Origin of the sequence: Candidatus Nitronauta litoralis (assembly GCA_015698285.1) — a bacterium.
Lineage (GTDB): Bacteria > Nitrospinota > Nitrospinia > Nitrospinales > Nitrospinaceae > Nitronauta > Nitronauta litoralis.
In genome coordinates, this window is sequence record CP048685.1 from 942,014 (window position 1) to 959,211 (window position 17,198).

Annotated in this window: 9 protein-coding genes; 3 read left to right on the forward strand and 6 right to left on the reverse strand. The window is 47.9% G+C overall.

The window, feature by feature from the left end; genetic code table 11:
* Window positions 1–21: 21 nt before the first annotated feature.
* From G3M70_04310 to G3M70_04335, 6 genes are all read right to left on the reverse strand, one after another.
* Window positions 22–558, reverse strand: coding sequence for an OmpH family outer membrane protein (locus tag G3M70_04310; GenBank protein QPJ61151.1), 537 nt, complete (start codon window positions 556–558; stop codon window positions 22–24).
* Between the two features lie 21 nt (window positions 559–579).
* Window positions 580–1,125: an OmpH family outer membrane protein gene (locus G3M70_04315; GenBank protein QPJ61152.1), complete on the reverse strand. Its 546-nt coding sequence runs from the start codon at window positions 1,123–1,125 to the stop codon at window positions 580–582.
* Window positions 1,126–1,152: 27 nt separating this feature from the next.
* The gene (bamA, locus tag G3M70_04320; GenBank protein QPJ61153.1) at window positions 1,153–3,450 is read right to left on the reverse strand and encodes an outer membrane protein assembly factor BamA; all 2,298 of its coding nucleotides are present in this window, start codon (window positions 3,448–3,450) and stop codon (window positions 1,153–1,155) included.
* Window positions 3,451–3,621: 171 nt separating this feature from the next.
* Window positions 3,622–6,051 carry an ATP-dependent Clp protease ATP-binding subunit gene (locus tag G3M70_04325; protein QPJ61154.1) on the reverse strand — a complete coding sequence of 810 codons (2,430 nt, stop codon included), beginning with the start codon at window positions 6,049–6,051 and terminating at the stop codon, window positions 3,622–3,624.
* 439 nt (window positions 6,052–6,490) lie between these two features.
* On the reverse strand, window positions 6,491–10,117 hold the full coding sequence (locus tag G3M70_04330) for a dihydropteroate synthase (GenBank protein QPJ61155.1): 3,627 nt from the start codon (window positions 10,115–10,117) through the stop codon (window positions 6,491–6,493).
* Window positions 10,118–10,281: 164 nt separating this feature from the next.
* Entirely contained in the window at window positions 10,282–12,060 is a 1,779-nt protein-coding gene (locus tag G3M70_04335) for a PAS domain S-box protein (GenBank protein QPJ61156.1), read from the reverse strand.
* Between the two features lie 484 nt (window positions 12,061–12,544).
* Between G3M70_04335 and cpaF the strand changes: the two genes are divergently transcribed.
* The 3 genes from cpaF to G3M70_04350 are packed head-to-tail and all read left to right on the forward strand — an operon-like array spanning window position 12,545 to window position 17,189.
* On the forward strand, window positions 12,545–14,257 hold the full coding sequence (cpaF, locus tag G3M70_04340; protein QPJ61157.1) for a Flp pilus assembly complex ATPase component: 1,713 nt from the start codon (window positions 12,545–12,547) through the stop codon (window positions 14,255–14,257).
* 45 nt (window positions 14,258–14,302) lie between these two features.
* On the forward strand, window positions 14,303–15,793 hold the full coding sequence (locus tag G3M70_04345; GenBank protein QPJ61158.1) for a PAS domain S-box protein: 1,491 nt from the start codon (window positions 14,303–14,305) through the stop codon (window positions 15,791–15,793).
* A gap of 16 nt (window positions 15,794–15,809) precedes the next feature.
* Window positions 15,810–17,189, forward strand: coding sequence for a sigma-54-dependent Fis family transcriptional regulator (locus G3M70_04350; protein ID QPJ61159.1), 1,380 nt, complete (start codon window positions 15,810–15,812; stop codon window positions 17,187–17,189).
* Window positions 17,190–17,198: the final 9 nt, after the last annotated feature.

Genomic DNA, 17,198 nt, shown 5'->3' on the forward strand with positions numbered 1-17,198 from the left:
ATAAGGGGGCCAAGGGGGGATTTACTTGTAACTCTTGTTGTACGCCGAGACAGCCGTCTTGGTAACATCCTGGGCATTGTCAAAATAAAACGTGGCGGCTTTTTCAATTATGAGTGTGAATTTCCTTTTTTTGCCCAGGTTTTTGATTACATCGAGCATGCGCTTTGTGATTTTAGCTGTGATTTCCTTTTCCATCTGAGAGAACTCTTCGTTCTTATCCTGGACATACCGTTCAAGGGATTTCTTCTCGTTAATGAAGTTTGCTTCTTTTTGTTTCTTCAACTCAGGGCTAAGAACAAAGCCCTGTTTATTGAGTTCTTCTAAAAGCTTTTTCACTTTTTCTTCACGTGCAGCGATAGTTTTCTGTTCCTTCTCGAACCTGCGATCAAAATCGGCCTTGATGCGTTTAAACTCATTGGTGTCCGCCACCGCCTTCTTTATATTGATAAACCCGATTTTCGGATCTTTTTCTTTTGCGGAAAAAGCCGGAGGAGTCACCGACAAAACCAGGCACATTGCCACAGTGGTCAAGAGGAATAGACGTTTCAACCCTTTCATAAAATCCAATCCCTTCAGTGATTATTTGTGGATGCGGTCGTAGGTTTTGGTCGCGATTTTCGTCAGGTCGGCTGCGGTATCGCTGTAAAACACGGCCTTCTTTTCAAGGATCATGGTGTATTTCCGCTCCTTGCCTATTTTTTTCAGAATTTCCAGCATTTTCCTCAAGATAGAATCCGTAATTTCTTTTTCTTTTCTCTGGAATTCCTCATTCTTGTCTTGAACGTAGCGCTCGAAGGATTTTTTTTCTTTCAAAAACCTTTCTTCTTTCCTGCGCTTTTCCGCATCCTTCAAAATAGTGCCCTGCTTATTGATGTCTTCCAGCATGGCCTTGATTTTGTTTTCTCTTTGAGTGATCAGCTTTTTCTCTTTCTGAAAGTGGGAGCGAAACTGTGTGAACACCCGTTTGAATTCCTTTGTGCCCGCTACCGCTTCCTGAATATCAATGAAGCCGACGCGAACTCCCGCAGCCTGCACGGGATTTCCGAGAGCAAGGATCAGGGCGACAATAGCGACCATACTCGCCAGAACTCTCGTTCCAGATAAAACAGTTCTTATTCCTGACATGGGACCTCGTAGATTTAACAGATTTTTTTAGAATGCGCTTCCTGCAGAGAAGTGGAATTCACCTGAGGATTCACCCGTGCGCTGATCAAGTTTGAAACCGTAGGCGACGCCGATCGGCCCAAAGGGACTTAGGAAACGGACACCTGCGCCAGTACTGTGACGCATCTCGCCGATATCAATCACTTCGGCAGTCCGGCTGATATCGAATCCGCTGCCATAAACATTACCGCGGTCGTAAAACCCAAACAACCGGAACTCATTTGTGATGGGATACTGAAGTTCCAGGTTAAACAATAAAGACTGGTCACCACCGAGCACGCTACCCACTGAGTTTCTCGGTCCTACCTCCTGAATAGTAAAACCACGTAGAGAGCTGGCACCTCCCATAAAATAGCGCTCAAATAGCGGCAATTCCTGGTTGTTATAACCATCGCCAATCTTGATTTCAGCGTGGGCAGCGAACACCAGTTTTTCTATAAGAGGGTAGTAATAGGACACTTCATAACTGGATTTAATGAAGTCCGAACCACCGAGAACACCGCCAGCCACATCAAAGCGTAGCACATGCCTCTGGCCATTTGAAGGGTTTAAAAAGTTGTCTCGGGTATCCCGGATCAATGTCGGCTGTATACGACTGGTCGTGAATGTACCGTTTCGGAAGTCGCTGCTGATATCAATCGCCTGAATATTAGTTACTTCAACTTCCTGGAACTGATAGGCCAGCCCAACCCAGTTATATTCCCCGAGCGATTTCCCGAACCTTAGCCCGGCACCTGTACTCAGCTGTTCAAAACTGAAGGAATTGGATTGTCGGCTAAATAAATCAACACCCAGGGAAATGGTGGAATCAAAAATCCTCGGATCGGTGAAGTTCAGATTGAAATTTGTGCGTCGAGACGAAAGATCCGTGGAAAAGTTTAGACGTTGTCCCCGACCAAACAGATTGTCCTGGGTGATTGAAGCGTTGAATATAAAATTCTCAACTGAACTGAAACCCGCTCCGAGCGACAGGGAACCGGTAGGCCGTTCGGTCACTGTCGTGTTGATATCGATCAGGTCCGATTCTTTACCTCGATGGGTATCAATTTTTACGTCTTCAAAAAACTGAAGGTTATTGATACGCTGTTTGGTGCGTTTCAAAGCCAGGCTGTCAAACAACTGTCCTTCCTGAATCCGGAATTCACGTCGGATCACGTTGTCGCGGGTCTTGGTATTTCCCGCTATATTGATTTCACCGACATAAACCTTGCGCCCCCGATTTACCTTAACCTCAAGATCAACCAGCTTTTTCTGATCGTCCAGCTTGGTATCAGGCAAAACGTCAGCGTAGGCGTATCCACGCGCCGAGTAAAGATCCGTGATCGTGATGATGTCTTTGCGAAGTTTGGAAATATCATAGATATCGCCAGGCTTCAGCTTAACAACTGACAGCAACTCTTCTTCTGAATAAGTGTCGTCTTCCGTTACTTTGATCTTACCAACCCTGTACTGCGGCCCTTCCTGCACAGGAATCGTAATGTAAATCGCTTTTTCTTTTCGATTAATATCTATCTTGGGGTCCAGAACGCGAACCTTGACGAAACCATGATCCTGGTAATAGGCTTCAATCCTGAGCAGGTCGAGTTTTAATATATCTTTCTTGTAAATCCCCGATTCATCCAGAAAAGACAGAAACGTTTCTGATTCTGTTTCCATCTGGTCTTCCAGGTCATCCGCATCGATCGATTTGTTTCCCTTGAAACGAATTTCTTCGATGCTTACTTTTTCACCTTCCTTGATATGAACTGTGACATTCACAATCCCTTCACGGGAGGCAGTGGTTGTCACCCGGGACTCAGCGAAGAAATAACCTTTTTCCTCATAAACCCCCTTCACCTTCTCAACTGTGTCCTGCACCAGGTGTTCTTTAAAAGTTGCTCCACGCTTGAGAGAAATCGCTTTTCGCAGGTCCTTGTTTTCGACCTGGGTATTCCCGACAAAAGACACATCACCGATCGAAGGAATCTCTTCAACCACGTAAATCACTTCTACCCCGTCTTCAAGAGGACGGGTCTCCACCTTGATATCCTTGAATTGACCCAAACTGAAAATCTGTTCGATATCACGACGCACCGTTGACTTCCTCAACGGCTCGTCTTCCCGCGTTTTGATGTAATAAAGAATGGTGGCGGAGTCAATCCTGTCGTTTCCACGAATTTTTACCGCACGGACAATCTTGTCTGATTCTGCAGAGAACCCTCCTAACCCCTGGGCGGAAACTTCACCCACTAAAAAGGTCACACAGGAAAGGATCAGAAAAAGACAAAGAAAGGGCAGGCGGCCCATAACGGCCGATCGGCTGGAACTAATTGATTTTAATAGAGTTAGAGCCAAATTTCTTCAATTCTAAAAAAAGGCAAAAAAAAGCATCAAGTGTTGGAACCGTAAGTCCTAACAACTCAATAACTTAGTTTTTTGCTGTAAACAGGAACCCCCCAGGGCACAGCCCCTGAAAAATCAGGGGACCGGGTTGAGCGCTCCGGATTTCTCTGCAAAGGACAGCTCGTCTCCAGACAGACTCACTTCAATGACTCCGCCATTTTTGAACCTCCCCTTAAGCATTTCATCCGAAAGCACATCTTCGAGGTGTTTTTGGATAGCCCGCCGCAAGGGACGCGCCCCAAAATTTCTATCGTAGCCCTTCTCAGCCAACCATTTTTTGGCATCTTCGGTCATGTCAATAGTCAAACCCTGCTGAATCAACTGCTCATTAAGCAACTGAATTTGAATATCCAGGATTTTGGTAACCGATTCCAGGCTCAAAGGTTTGAACACGATGGTATCGCTCAACCGGTTCAAGAATTCCGGGTTGAACATTTTTCTCAAATCCTGCTTGAGATCTTTTTCCATTTTTTCAAAACTGAGGTCCTCCTCACCTGAATGAAAACCCATGGACCCCTTATCCAGCATTTTTGAACTGATGTTGGATGTGAGGATAATAACGGTGTTTTTGAAGTCAATCACGCGACCATAACTGTCGGTCAATCGACCATCATCCATGATCTGCAACAGGAGATGAAAAACATCAGAGTTGGCCTTTTCAATTTCATCAAACAGAACCACTGAATATGGCTTGCGACGGACTTTTTCCGTCAACTGACCGCCCTCTTCATAGCCGACATATCCAGGAGGCGCACCGGTCAAACGAGAGACATTGAATTTCTCCATGTACTCAGACATGTCAAGACGGATCAGCGCATCGCGCTGGCCAAACATGAACTCGGCCAGTGCTCCCGCAAGCTCAGTCTTCCCAACACCGGTGGGACCAAGAAACAGGAAGCAACCAATGGGGCGCTTGAGGTCCTTAAGGCCTGATCGCGAACGACGTATGGCCTTGGAGATCGCTTCCACCGCGGTAGGCTGACCCACAACCTTACCGGCAAGCTCTTCCGCCATATTAATAAGACGCGTTGACTCCTTTTCTTCAATTCGGTTGAGCGGGATACCGGTCATACTGGAAACAACAGCGGCGATATCCTCTTCCGAAATCGTGGGCTCTTCAATCTGGTTTTCCTGCTCCCACTTGGTTTTTTCAGCGTCCTGCGCAGCGCGCAACTCCTCTTCCTTGTCACGCAACTCAACCGCTTTTTCAAATTCCTGATTTTCAATACGAATTTTCTTTTCGCGCACCACCGCATCGATCTCACGCTGGATCTTCCGCATATCCGGTGACTGGGTGTGCTTTTTAAGCCGGACCCGCGACCCGGCCTCATCAATAACATCGATCGCCTTATCAGGCAGAAAACGGTCACTGATGTAGCGATCTGCAAAGCGGACGGCTGTTTTGATCGAATCCTCACTGATCTTAACCTTGTGATGCACTTCGTAAGGCACCTTCAGGCCATTGATGATATCGATGGTCTCCTCAACCGAAGGTGGATTAACCACTATTGGCTGAAAACGCCTTTCCAACGCACCATTTTTCTCGATGTATTTTCGATATTCTTCGAGGGTAGTCGCGCCAATACACTGAATCTCACCACGAGACAGCGCCGGCTTCAGCATATTAGAAGCATCGACAGAACCTTCCGCCGCTCCCGCACCAACCAGAGTGTGCAATTCATCGATAAACAGAATGACGCTCTCATTCTGAATGATCTCCTTCATGATCCCCTTGAGCCGGGCCTCAAACTGACCTCGATACTTGGTTCCAGCAATCAACGAACCAAGATCCAGGGAAACCACCCGCTTATCGAAGAGAGAATCTGGAACCTCACGCTCAATAATAAGCTGCGCCAGCCCCTCAACGATAGCCGTCTTACCAACACCCGGCTCACCAATCAGAACAGGGTTGTTTTTGGTACGACGACTCAGAATCTGAATGACCCGCTCAATTTCCTTACTACGGCCGATGATTGGATCCAGCTTGCCCTGCATGGCCATGGCGGTCAGGTCGCGACTGAATTCGTCAAGCGTCGGTGTTTTACCTGCTTCCCGCGTGGCTTCGGATGGCTCGCGGAACATCTCCTCGAGCTTTTCCTTGACGTCATCAAAGTACATTCCAAATCCGTTCAATACACGGCAGGCGACCCCTTCTTTCTCTTTCAACAAACCAAGCAACAGATGCTCGGTGCCTATATAGTTGTGATTCAGGGAACGAGCCTCTTCAACCGCAAACTCCAGAACCTTTTTGGCACGTGAAGTAAATGGAATATCCCCAATCACCAGGGAATTTGAACTTCGCGGAAGGTTTTTTTCGAGCTCAGATTTTATCTGATTCAGATCAACACCAGACTTTTGGAGCAATGCAACCGCAATCCCTCCGCCATCCTTGATGATACCTTGCAGAATATGCTCGGTCCCTAAATACTCATGCCTGTATAATTCAGCCTCTTCCCTTGCAAGGATGATGACTCTTCGCGCTCTCTCGGTAAATCGTTTAAACATGGCCTCAACTTCCCGTTTTAGAAGGATGCATGATTTGGTCCCCCGAGGCTCTTGCCGGCACCACAAATGCCGCAGAAACCCACCTCTGGAGGCCCATTTCGTATTCTAGCAAACCGAGGTCAATTTACAAGTTTTTAAATTTTAACGTAAGCTATCACAAAACTCTTTATTTTTCAATAAATTATGAAAAAATTTTTACCCCGTTTCGAGGGCCGGAAGATGGCATTTTTTATTACCATTTTCAACCTTGACTCTACCCTGTTTAACGGATTACTCGAGAAATGACTTAATCGATTTGTTTTCAGTTAATAAGATGTAATGACTCGTAAAACAAGCTCCGGCCCCTTTTTTCTCACTATCCTGCTTATTACCCCCTGATTCTAATTTCAGGCAATTATATAGAACAAAAAGCTTTCAGGCTTTTTAACTAGCGCTGGATTTAAGAATATCCAGCCTCAGGATGAAAGCAGATGATAGCGCCGGTGGTGCTGGGTGGGTCAAATTCATTAGCATCGGTAAGGGAGATACCCAGATCTTCCGGCTTCAAAATTTCAAACAACACCTTATTATTGACCAGGTTTTCAATCGCCGGGTAACCGGGGCTATAACGCTGGCCATCTTTCGATTTGGCTCTCCCGATCCTTTGCTTTTGCAACTGATGACAGTACTCAGCGAGATCCTCGGCCACCCGGTCGCCCAAACCCTGAAGATAAAGAGCGGATTCCGTGTCGCTATCTTCTTTAAAGCGGCGTACGGCGCCTTCCAGGTTGCTTCCTGCGGTTGTGATTTGGACTCCCACCATATCCATCAATCCCGATTCCCTGGAATGAAAATACTGCGCAACAGAAAAGGTGTCCTGCTTGCCTTTCTTGCCGCGACCGAGACAAACCGTCCAGCTAAAACGCCCAAGCACTCGCGAAAGGTCTTTCGGGTCGTAGACGATCAGTTCGTCACCCTCTGACTGTGCCGGTAAAAGCGCAAAACGGGCCTGGGGACAAATCCACTGGTTCTCGTCCGCTTTTTTTATCCAATCCTCTTGCAGTTTTTTAAGATCCTCCAGCTCAACCCCCTTGGTTTTCCAGGAAGACTGTTTGCCGAATTTCCAGTTGAGCGAAAACAAACTCTTGGTATCCATCTCCGGTTTCAGTTTCTCCAGGCGGAATTCAATCTTATGAAAACCGACCCCATCACTGGGGGCCTGATACTTTTTCAGATCCACCTGCCGACGCGGCAGGGATTCGAACAGCTTCTTTTTATCCTCAGCCAATCCTTTCGCGCGCTGGTAGTGGCGGACCAGGTCCTCCCGGTTTTTCTCAAGCAGCGAGTCGCGCTGCCCGGGATTCATCAGGGCGTTCATGGTATTCACACCATCCATCCCGCTTTCACAGTAAAAAACATTGGGACGCAGGCGATCGATGCTGGCCTGACCGAACATGGCAACGTAACCCGCGTGGCGATCGTTGACCGGAGCGCCCCCAATCAACACAGGAATGTCAAACATCTGCTCTTCGAGCATCCGGGAAACGGTGATCATGTGGTTGGAGGTCTGCACCAGAAGAGCGCTCATTCCTATCGCGTCGGCCTTTTCCTGCCTCGCCGTTTCGATGAATTGCTCCAGCGGCACCTGTACACCAAGGTCGATGGTGCGATAACCATAATTGTCGAGCAGGGTTTTGGCGAGGTCTTTGCCAATACTGTGGACATCCTGAAACACCGTGCCAATCACCACCGTTCCTTTGTAATCGATGACGGATCCCGGTTCCGCACCGCTCAGGTGCCGCATCCAGGCTTCTAAAAAACCCATAACATGTCGCATAACATCGGCGCTCTTTAAAAGGTGCGGCAGGCTGACTTCGCCTCGACCAAAACGGTCTCCCAGCTCACGCATGGTTTTCATGAGATGGTTGCCGACAAAATCCAGCGGTTCGTGCCGGTCCAACACCTTTGCCGCTTCCGTTACAATCTTGTCCTTATACTCGTAAGTCCAACCCTCTCTTTCGACCACGCCTTGCTGTTTCTGTTTGAAACCGTCCATGATCTTTCTGCAAATTCTGGCTTCAAGATCAAGATCATCGTAGTTCTGTTTCTTCTGAACCTTCCCCGTCTTCTTGCGCAAGGCAATTTCTTCGAGTTCTTCGAACGCTGCCATGTCACGCTCAAGGATCACCTTACGGGCCAGGGCCACATCGGACTCTGTGAGGCTTTCTACCGGAACATAATGGTTCGGGTTGAGAATGGCACAATCCAACCCGCGCTCACGCCCCTCGTGCAAAAACACCGAGGTCAGCACCATCCGCATATACGGTTTCTGAGCAAGGCCGTTGGTCAGGTTTCCAACACCAATGGAAGTTTTCAAATCAGGATGGATCGCCTTGATCATCGGGATGCTTTCCAGCGATTCCAGGGCAAAGTTCACGCCTTCCTCTGATTCACTACCGATGGGATACGCATTCACATCAATGATCAGTTCGTCGGGTCCTACCTCATAATCATTTTGGGAACGCTCAACAATTTCCTTCGCCAGATCGTATTTTTCCTGTCGCGTAATGGCAGGGCCCTTGGGTCCGTTGACCAGAGCGATGTATAGCGGGTGATGCTCAGCCGTCTTCGAAAGCACCGCATCGAGTTTGCTGACACCCTCTTCATAATCTTCCAGGCTGATGGAATTCAGGATGGGTCGCCCCGGATAGGATTCGAGCCCCTTGACCAGCGCCTCTACTGAAAATGAATCGAGGCACATGGCCCCTTTGAAATCGGAGGTGAGATGATAAATCACCTGCGGCAACACTTTTTCAGTTTCTACAATGTTGCTGTCCATACACACATCGATAACTTCAATGCCAAGATCGTCGACCTGCTCATGTGTCACCGATTCGAGATCTTCAAAAATCATATCGCCTTCACGTTCGACCGCTTCACGCACTTTTTTACTGCCACGAACATTGAGGCGCTCGCCTATACGAATGAGGTTTTTGGAGCTGTCGAGGGGAATGGCATTTTGTGGGCCGGAAATCCAGACCCCTGGTTCCGCCTGGCGCTCAACGGGCGACAACCCTCTCACCATATCCGCCAGGCACCGGATATGTGCCGGACTGGTGCCACAACATCCACCAAGAACTGCAGCCCCATACTTGCTGGCGAAGGGTTCCATGATTTCCGCCATGGCTTCCGGTTCGAGCTTGTAACAGGTTTTTCCGTCTTCAGAAATGGGCTGACCCGCATTGGGAACGATGGAAAAAGGGATGCTGCTGTAGCGGCTGAGAATTTCGACAGATTTAAGCATTTCTTCCGGACCGACATTACAGTTAATACCGAAGACCGTCGGTTTCATCGGAGCAACAGTGGTGTATGCCGCCAGGATGTCGGTGTTGAAGATTTGCATCTTGGAGAAAACATCGACCGTGACCTGCACCTGTATCGGGATAGACCTTCCCGCCTCTTTGAATGCCCGTCGCGCCCCCACCAGAGTTGCCTTCGTTTCCAGAATATCCTGCTGCGTTTCGATGAGCAGCAGATCAGCCCCGCCTTCCAGCAACCCGGCGACTTGCAATCGATTGTTCTCCACCACTTCGTCCCAAGTGGTGCGGGTGAGATTGGCTTCGGTGCTCGATAACACACAGTTGGAGGGCCCCATCGACCCGGCTACAAACAGCGGACGACCGTCATAATCAGGACTCGCCTTGTACTCTTCCACAGCCTGCTGTGCAATCTGACAGGCCTGCGCATTGATATGCCGAGTGATCTCGGCAAGCTCTCCTTTTCTAAGGTCAAGGCCATCAGGAATCGATTGGAGATCGGCTGGGTCAAAATGAGCCCAGTCAAATTCCCTCAACCTCAGGGGGGAGGCCCCAAACGTATTGGTCTCTAAAATGTTGGCACCAGCATCAAGATAGGCTCGGTGGATGCCTTTGAGGTCATCCGGACGTGCGAAGGTGAGCAGGTCAGTCAACATCCTGAACAGGGACCCGCCAAAGGTAGCATCGGTCACTTCCAGGTTTTGCACCATGGTGCCCATGGCACCATCCAGAATTAAAATTCGTTCTTTTAGGGCTTGTTCAAAATTCATTTACAGCCAGTCTCAATTTGTTTAGTGGATTTTCCCGAAAAAAACGGGAATGGAAAAAAGTTCATGTTCTTCGAGGGTGCCTTTTGGCATTGGGGAAAACACGAGGATGCATTATAAGGGAATCAGACGGCGAATTCATCCCGCTTGAAAAATAAGAGATCAGTTTACAGCAAGTCTTCCGGGATAGGATTTGACATGAACTTTTGTTTTTCCGGAAGCTTCACCTTAAAAACAGCTCCTTTCCCAGGCTGGCTGGTGGCTGAAATACTGCCGCCATGGGCGTTTACAATTTTACGACAAAGCGCAAGACCGATTCCAGAGCCGGTATACCCATCCAGCACGGTATGGAGCCGTTCAAATGGTTTGAAAATTTTATCAAGGTATTTTTCATCAAACCCGATTCCCTGGTCCCGGATTTCGATTTCAACCTCCCCTTTTTCCTGTTGTTTACAGGAAATGGAGATTTGTGGCTGGGAATGCTTCTTGTGAAACTTAAGAGCGTTGCTCACCAGGTTTTGAAACAACTGGTACAACTGTGCACGATTTCCCTCAATTGAAGGCAGCGGCTTTTTTTCAACAACTGCTTCAGTTTCTTCGATAGTGAATTCCAGATCCACTAACACTTCCCCAAGGATCTGGTTTAAATCAACCGGGGCAAAAGTCCTCACATCCCGGCTTACACGGGACAATCCAATCAGGTCACGAACCAGATTTCTTAGACGGCCGGCAGCGTCGACCATCCGGTTCAGATAATTTATGCCACGTTCATCCAAAACAGAGCTATAACCGGCAGATAGCTTTTCGCCAAAGGAGATAATTTTTCGGAGGGGTTCCTGAATATCGTGTGACGCGATCGAAGCAAATTCATCAAGATCCTTATTGCTACGCGCCAGTTCCCTGGCATACTTCTGAAGTTGACGCATGGTTTGACGACGTTCGACATCATCAATCCGGACCCAGACAAAGTGCGTGATCTTACCTTTGTAATTCCGAATAGGGTGAATGGTTACCAATTCGGGGTACAAAGTTCCTGTCTTGGTTCGATTGATAAACTCCCCGCGCCATATTTCTCCAGACTTAAGCGTCTTCCATAATCTAGTGTAAAACTCTTTCGGGTGCTCCCCTGATTTTAATATCCCTGTCGATTTGCCAATTATTTCATCCCGTGAATATCCTGTGTTGTCACAAAAGCTTGGATTGACATATTCGATACGGCCTTGATTATCAGAAATCATAACCGCAGTATGGCTCTGTTCAATGGCTGTATACATGAGCGCAAGCTGTTCCTGCGATTTCCGGCTATCAGTAATATCTTCTGAAAACAGGATGACACCTATCACCTCCCCATTCTTTTCCCGGAATGGAACCTTGTCCGTCCTCAACCATCGCAAACCTTTTTTCGTTTTCCATTCCCCTACCAACCCGAATTTTGGTTTTCCAGTCCGAATAACCTCAAGATCGCTCAGGTGGCAATCATCGGCCTCACCAGGAAAAAACTCTGCCATGCTATGGCCTTCAATGTCTTTTGCGGAAATACCCATTAAGTCTGCACCAAACTGATTGACCTTTAAAATCCGGTTTTGAGGATCCTTGTACCAGATCATTGCTGGAACTGAATTAAAAATGGTGCCGAGACGGAATTGAGACTCGAGAAGCTGATCTTCTTTTGTTTGCTGAATAAAACATAAAAAACCAGTCACCCAGATGGCGAATAAAGACAGGCACCGGTTGGACATTACTTTCCAGGCCTCACCCCCATCAGGCGAAATCCACCAACCCAGTAGAGTGAGAATTGTGCAAAAAACCGCCAATTGAATAATGACGGATCGATTACGAGCCCAGAACCCAATCAAAATGACTGCAACATACGACACACCTACTGCCACTCCAAGCTCCACACTGAAATCAATATAAAAAATCAGCATGGCAATTAAAATGGCCACAAAATAAATCAGGTATTCGGACTTCGTCTTTGAGCTGGAAATTTCCAAAACGACGGCTGTTGAAAGAAATGAATAATCGGGTGAAAGGTATAATCTTCTAAATCACTATTTAACTTTTTTGATCAATTTGTTTGTTTTAAGCGCTTCAACGCAAGATACCATCAATAGGGTTAAAAAATTCGGGTTTCCGCTGGGTTTCATAATTAAAATAGGACCACTAAATTTGAGAAGCAATTATAAATTTCAGAATTAATTCCGGTGTTTTTTGAAGCTGAAAACCCTCCCAAGGCCAACCATACCTAGCCCCTTGTTTCACAAAGGGATCCATGCCCATCGCTGCCAGGAACCATCCCTTTAAGTATTTGAAATTTATTGATTTAGATGTATTATAGAGGACTTACGGGTAACCGTTAACTCAAAAAAAATGGGCTGCCTTATTGCCCAAAAAAATGAAATTTTATTGCCAAGGTCCAGGACACCTTATATGGCCATTCGGGAAAAATTAAAACTGGGTGACGTTCTCATCAAAGCGGGAGCCATCACTGAAAAGCAATTGATGGAAGCGCTTTCAGAGCAAAAGAAAACCGGGATCCAACTGGGAAAAATTCTGCTCCAGAAACGTTACCTGACCGAAGATGAATTGTTGGAAAGTTTGTCAAAACAGCTGGGAGTCCCCATTGTCGACCTGCAAGACGTGAATGCAGGACAGGATGCGTTGAGCAAAGTAAAAGAGAATGTTGCCCGTCGACATAAGGTGTTACCGATTGCAATTAAAAATGGACGGTTGCAACTTGCCATGGCCAACCCACTGAACTTGTTTGCGATTGACCAAGTCACCATCCAGGCCGGTATGGAAGTCGACGTGATGATCACGTCGGAGGCGGATATTGATAAAGGCATCCAGGAATATTACGGGGTCGCGGCCTCCATTCAAGCCGCCGTGAAAAGTCTGGGACTAGCCGACATGAGACGGGAACAGGCAAAGGCCGCCGTTAAAGCGGGTCCCACCACTTTACCCGGGCAGGATGCCGAAGCCCCGGTCGCGCGCCTGGTTGAAGTGATCATTCGACAGGCTCTGGACGATAATGCGAGTGATATCCATATTGAACCCGGTGAGAATGCTTTGCGCATCCGATATCGCATTGACGGTGTTCTCTTTGAAGCGACCAATCCGCCAAAAAGTGTTGAGTCCGCCTTGATCTCACGCGTGAAGGTCATGGCCAATATGGATATTGCCGAAACCCGGGCCCCGCAGGACGGTGGTTTTTCAATGAAGGTCGGCGGCAAGGAAATCGAGATGAGAGTCTCCGCCTGCCCGACTATCTGGGGTGAAAATGTAGTCCTGCGTATACTCGATCGCAGTAAACTTTTACTTCAGCTGGATGATCTTGGGTTGGTGAACCGGGGTCGCGAAAAATTCCAGGCTATGCTGAAAAACCCATTCGGGGTCATCCTGGTCACAGGACCAACCGGTAGCGGCAAAACCACAACACTTTACGCAGCGTTGACCCAACTCAATAAACCAAACGTTAACATCAAAACCATTGAAGACCCGGTGGAATACCGTCTCGATGGTATTCGTCAGACTCAGGTCAACCCCAAGGCCAATATCACCTTTGCTACAGGACTACGGTCCCTGATGCGCCAGGATCCGGACATCATGATGGTCGGTGAAATCCGGGATCAGGAAACTTCCGAAATTGCAATTCAGGCCGCACTAACGGGTCATCTTGTGTTCAGTACCCTGCACACCAATGATGCCCCGGGAGCCTTGTCGCGCCTTGGGGATCTTGGGATCGAACCTTTTCTCCTGGCTTCTTCCCTCACCGGTGTACTGGCGCAAAGGCTGGTCCGGAAAATTTGCAAACATTGCAAGGAAAGTTATGAAGTCAGCCCGGAAGACCTGCCTCGCCTGAATTTGGATGCACCTCCTGAGAAACCATTGATTCTTTATAGAGGACAAGGCTGTCGGGCTTGTCGAAAAAGTGGATACAGTGGCCGTATTGGAATTTTTGAAGTTCTGCAGGTAACGGATGCAATGCGGGAATTGATTCTGGAAAAAGCACCGCCAATGAAAATAAGGGAAAAGGCAATTGAGACACAACAGATGGAAACCCTGAGAGATGACGGATTGAGCAAAGTCCTTTCCGGAATCACCACACTGGAAGAACTCGACCGGGTAACCTTTATTGATTGATCCCGGAAAAGGAAGCAACTTCCTTCGTACGACTGGCACACCAAAATGAAAAGCAAGCCAGAAACATACCGGAGTTGGATACGATTTCTCTTCACCAAGCGTCTTACCCCAAGTTTGCTGGTGATCCTGCCCGTGGTGTTTGGCCTCACTGCATTCGCCTCGGGATTTATAGCCCTCATTATCGTTGAACATTTTCTTGGAGGCAATGTTCCGACAAAAGCGGGGGTCGACGAGGCCATGGGCTGGATACGAATTGAAGTTCTGGCTTTTTCTGTATTGGGTGTGGCCGCAGGAATTGGAGTCGCATACGCAATTTTAAAACCGTTAAAACGAATGATTAGAGAAACAAGGGAAGCAGCAAAAGGCGATTGGGAAAACCCTTCCGGGGATATCCCTGGTCTGGAAGACCTGGGGGACGTTGGGAATGAGTTTCGAATGGCACTTTCTTCATTGAGGCAAAATCTGGTCGACAGTATGGCCTGGGGCTGGGTGTTGATGGCAAAATCAGGACGCATTGCTTCACTTAATCCTGGTGCGGAATTAATCCTGGGTTTGAAAGCCAATGAATTCATTGGCAAACCTTTTGAAGCTCTTTCCAAGTCTGTGCAAATGGAGGAGGATTTAATCCCTCTGGTTTCCCGCACCCTTAAAGGTCAACCGGTTTCTGTAGGCCGGAAACTGAACATTGTCACTTCTGATGGTCGGCCGGTAACGCTTTCATTCACCACCACCCTGCTCAAAGACCTCAACGAAGAAACCCTTGGGGTGGCGATCACTTTCAAGGACCTGACCCGCTCTCAGGAAATCTCCGATCAAATGCAACGGACGGATAAGCTGGCGGCAATGGGAACCCTCGCGGCCTGCATGGCGCATGAAGTTCGAAATCCACTCGGGGCCATCAAGGGTCTGGCTCAATTGCTCGACGAGGCTTTTCCAGATGGTGCATCGGAGCGTACCTACACACAAACCATGATTAAAGAGATCGACCGGTTAAATGGAGTGGTGACGCATCTTCTGGATTTTGCCCAAACTGATTCAGCTCAGACCGGCCCCTGCTCAATCCGGGATTTGGTAGCCCAGGCGGTGACCCTTGCCAACTTAAATTCAAAAAACAAATCGGTGACCCTGCAGCAAAATATTGGGAACGAGTTGCCAGCAATCCAGTGTGAAAAACGGCAACTGGTGCAAGTCCTCCTCAACCTGCTGCAAAACGCTGCGCAGGCTGTTGATGAATCCGGCAGAATAGTGGTCAGTGCAGAAAATATTTCGGAAGAAGATTCTCATCATGTTCTGTTGCGCGTGTCCAATAGTGGACCTCCTCTTGAGCCCGAAATCAAATCACGTATTTTTGACCCGTTCTTCACCACAAAAAAAGACGGAACCGGGTTGGGTCTGGCCATTACCAATCAAATAGTAAATGCCCATAAGGGCCGACTGTATTTGGAAAGCAACAATGGAATGAACTCATTTTGTGTGGAACTTCCGGTGACCTCCAATGTGTCTGTATCGGATGTCTCCCTGACTCCATCCACCTGACGAAACGTGACCGGCAATGGCATCACCACGAATCCTGATAGTAGACGACGAGGACAGCATGCGTTTTTTCCTGTCGGAAGCGATGAAAAAAGAAGGTTATTCCTTTGGAACCGCTGCCAGTGGAGAGGAAGCGCTCGAACTTTTAAACGAACCCGGTTGGGGCGTGGCCCTTGTGGATTACAACATGCCGGGGATGAATGGACTCGAAACTTTTCGAAAGGTCCGTGAAAAGTGCCGGGACATTGTGGTGATCCTGATGACTGCATTTTCAACTCGTGAACTGGCTATGAATGCAATTGAAGAAGGCGTATTCGATTTCTTTTCGAAACCTTTTGAAATTTCCGAGATGCGTATGGTGATCCGGCGTGCGGTAGAGCGATGGCAGTTACAGGCTGAAATACTCGATCTTAAAAGTGACCTTGGTGAAAAAGCCAAAGCAGAAACCATTCTCGGAAATAGCCAGTCGATTCTGGAGATAAACGAGCGAATTCAAAAAGTATCCTCCAGCGCTGTATCGGTTTTAATTCTGGGTGAGTCTGGGACTGGCAAAGAACTGATAGCGCACGCCATCCACGCCAATAGCTCCGTAAAAAAAGGACCGTTTGTGAAAGTCAATTGTGCAGCCGTGCCCCATGACCTGCTTGAAGCTGAGTTTTTCGGTCATGAAAAAGGAGCGTTCACGGGTGCTCATAAAATGAAGCGAGGCAAGTTCGAACTGGCGGAAGGCGGAACACTGTTTCTTGATGAAATCGGGGATATGCCTGCAACCACCCAGATGAAAATTTTGAGGGCTTTACAGGAACGTGAGATCGAACGGCTTGGAGGAGAGGAATCCATCAAGGTCGACACCCGGGTTATCGCAGCAACCAACAAGGATCTGCAGAGTGCAGTCGACCAGGAAGAATTTCGTGCGGATTTATTCTATCGGTTAAACGTGGTTTCCTTCCAGGTCCCTCCACTTAGAGAGAGAAGGGAAGACATCCCATTACTGGTTCAACATTTTCTTGAACTTTACAATGAAAAGTTTGGCAAACAGATCAAAAAGATTTCTGATAAGGGCATGGCCCTTTTGGGCGATTATTCCTGGCCGGGAAATATTCGCGAATTGGAAAACGTAATACAGCGGGGAATGGTGCTTTCTTACGACGATGTGTTGACCGACCAGAACCTGCTCGAAGTTTATCCAGCTCTGGGCGAAAAAGCCAAAACCGAAGTCAGAGGAAAAAGCGCCAAACTACAGGATGCCCTGGATGACTTGATCTCGGTGGAAGAAAAAAAACTGATCCATGAAGCATTGGTCCAGGAAAAATGGAAGCGACAGGAAACGGCAGACCGGCTGGGTATCAGTCGAAAAAGCCTGCATAATAAAATGAAAAAATACGGTCTCATGAACTGACTCAGACCG

Excerpts from the sequence above, each read along its gene's own strand:
- cpaF (QPJ61157.1), top strand. The coding sequence starts at position 12,545 with ATGGCCATTCGGGAAAAATTAAAACTGGGTGACGTTCTCATCAAAGCG.
- G3M70_04350 (QPJ61159.1), top strand. The coding sequence starts at position 15,810 with ATGGCATCACCACGAATCCTGATAGTAGACGACGAGGACAGCATGCGT.
- G3M70_04325 (QPJ61154.1), bottom strand. The coding sequence starts at position 6,051 with ATGTTTAAACGATTTACCGAGAGAGCGCGAAGAGTCATCATCCTTGCA.
- bamA (QPJ61153.1), bottom strand. The coding sequence starts at position 3,450 with ATGGGCCGCCTGCCCTTTCTTTGTCTTTTTCTGATCCTTTCCTGTGTG.
- G3M70_04330 (QPJ61155.1), bottom strand. The coding sequence starts at position 10,117 with ATGAATTTTGAACAAGCCCTAAAAGAACGAATTTTAATTCTGGATGGT.
- G3M70_04315 (QPJ61152.1), bottom strand. The coding sequence starts at position 1,125 with ATGTCAGGAATAAGAACTGTTTTATCTGGAACGAGAGTTCTGGCGAGT.
- G3M70_04345 (QPJ61158.1), top strand. The coding sequence starts at position 14,303 with ATGAAAAGCAAGCCAGAAACATACCGGAGTTGGATACGATTTCTCTTC.
- G3M70_04310 (QPJ61151.1), bottom strand. The coding sequence starts at position 558 with ATGAAAGGGTTGAAACGTCTATTCCTCTTGACCACTGTGGCAATGTGC.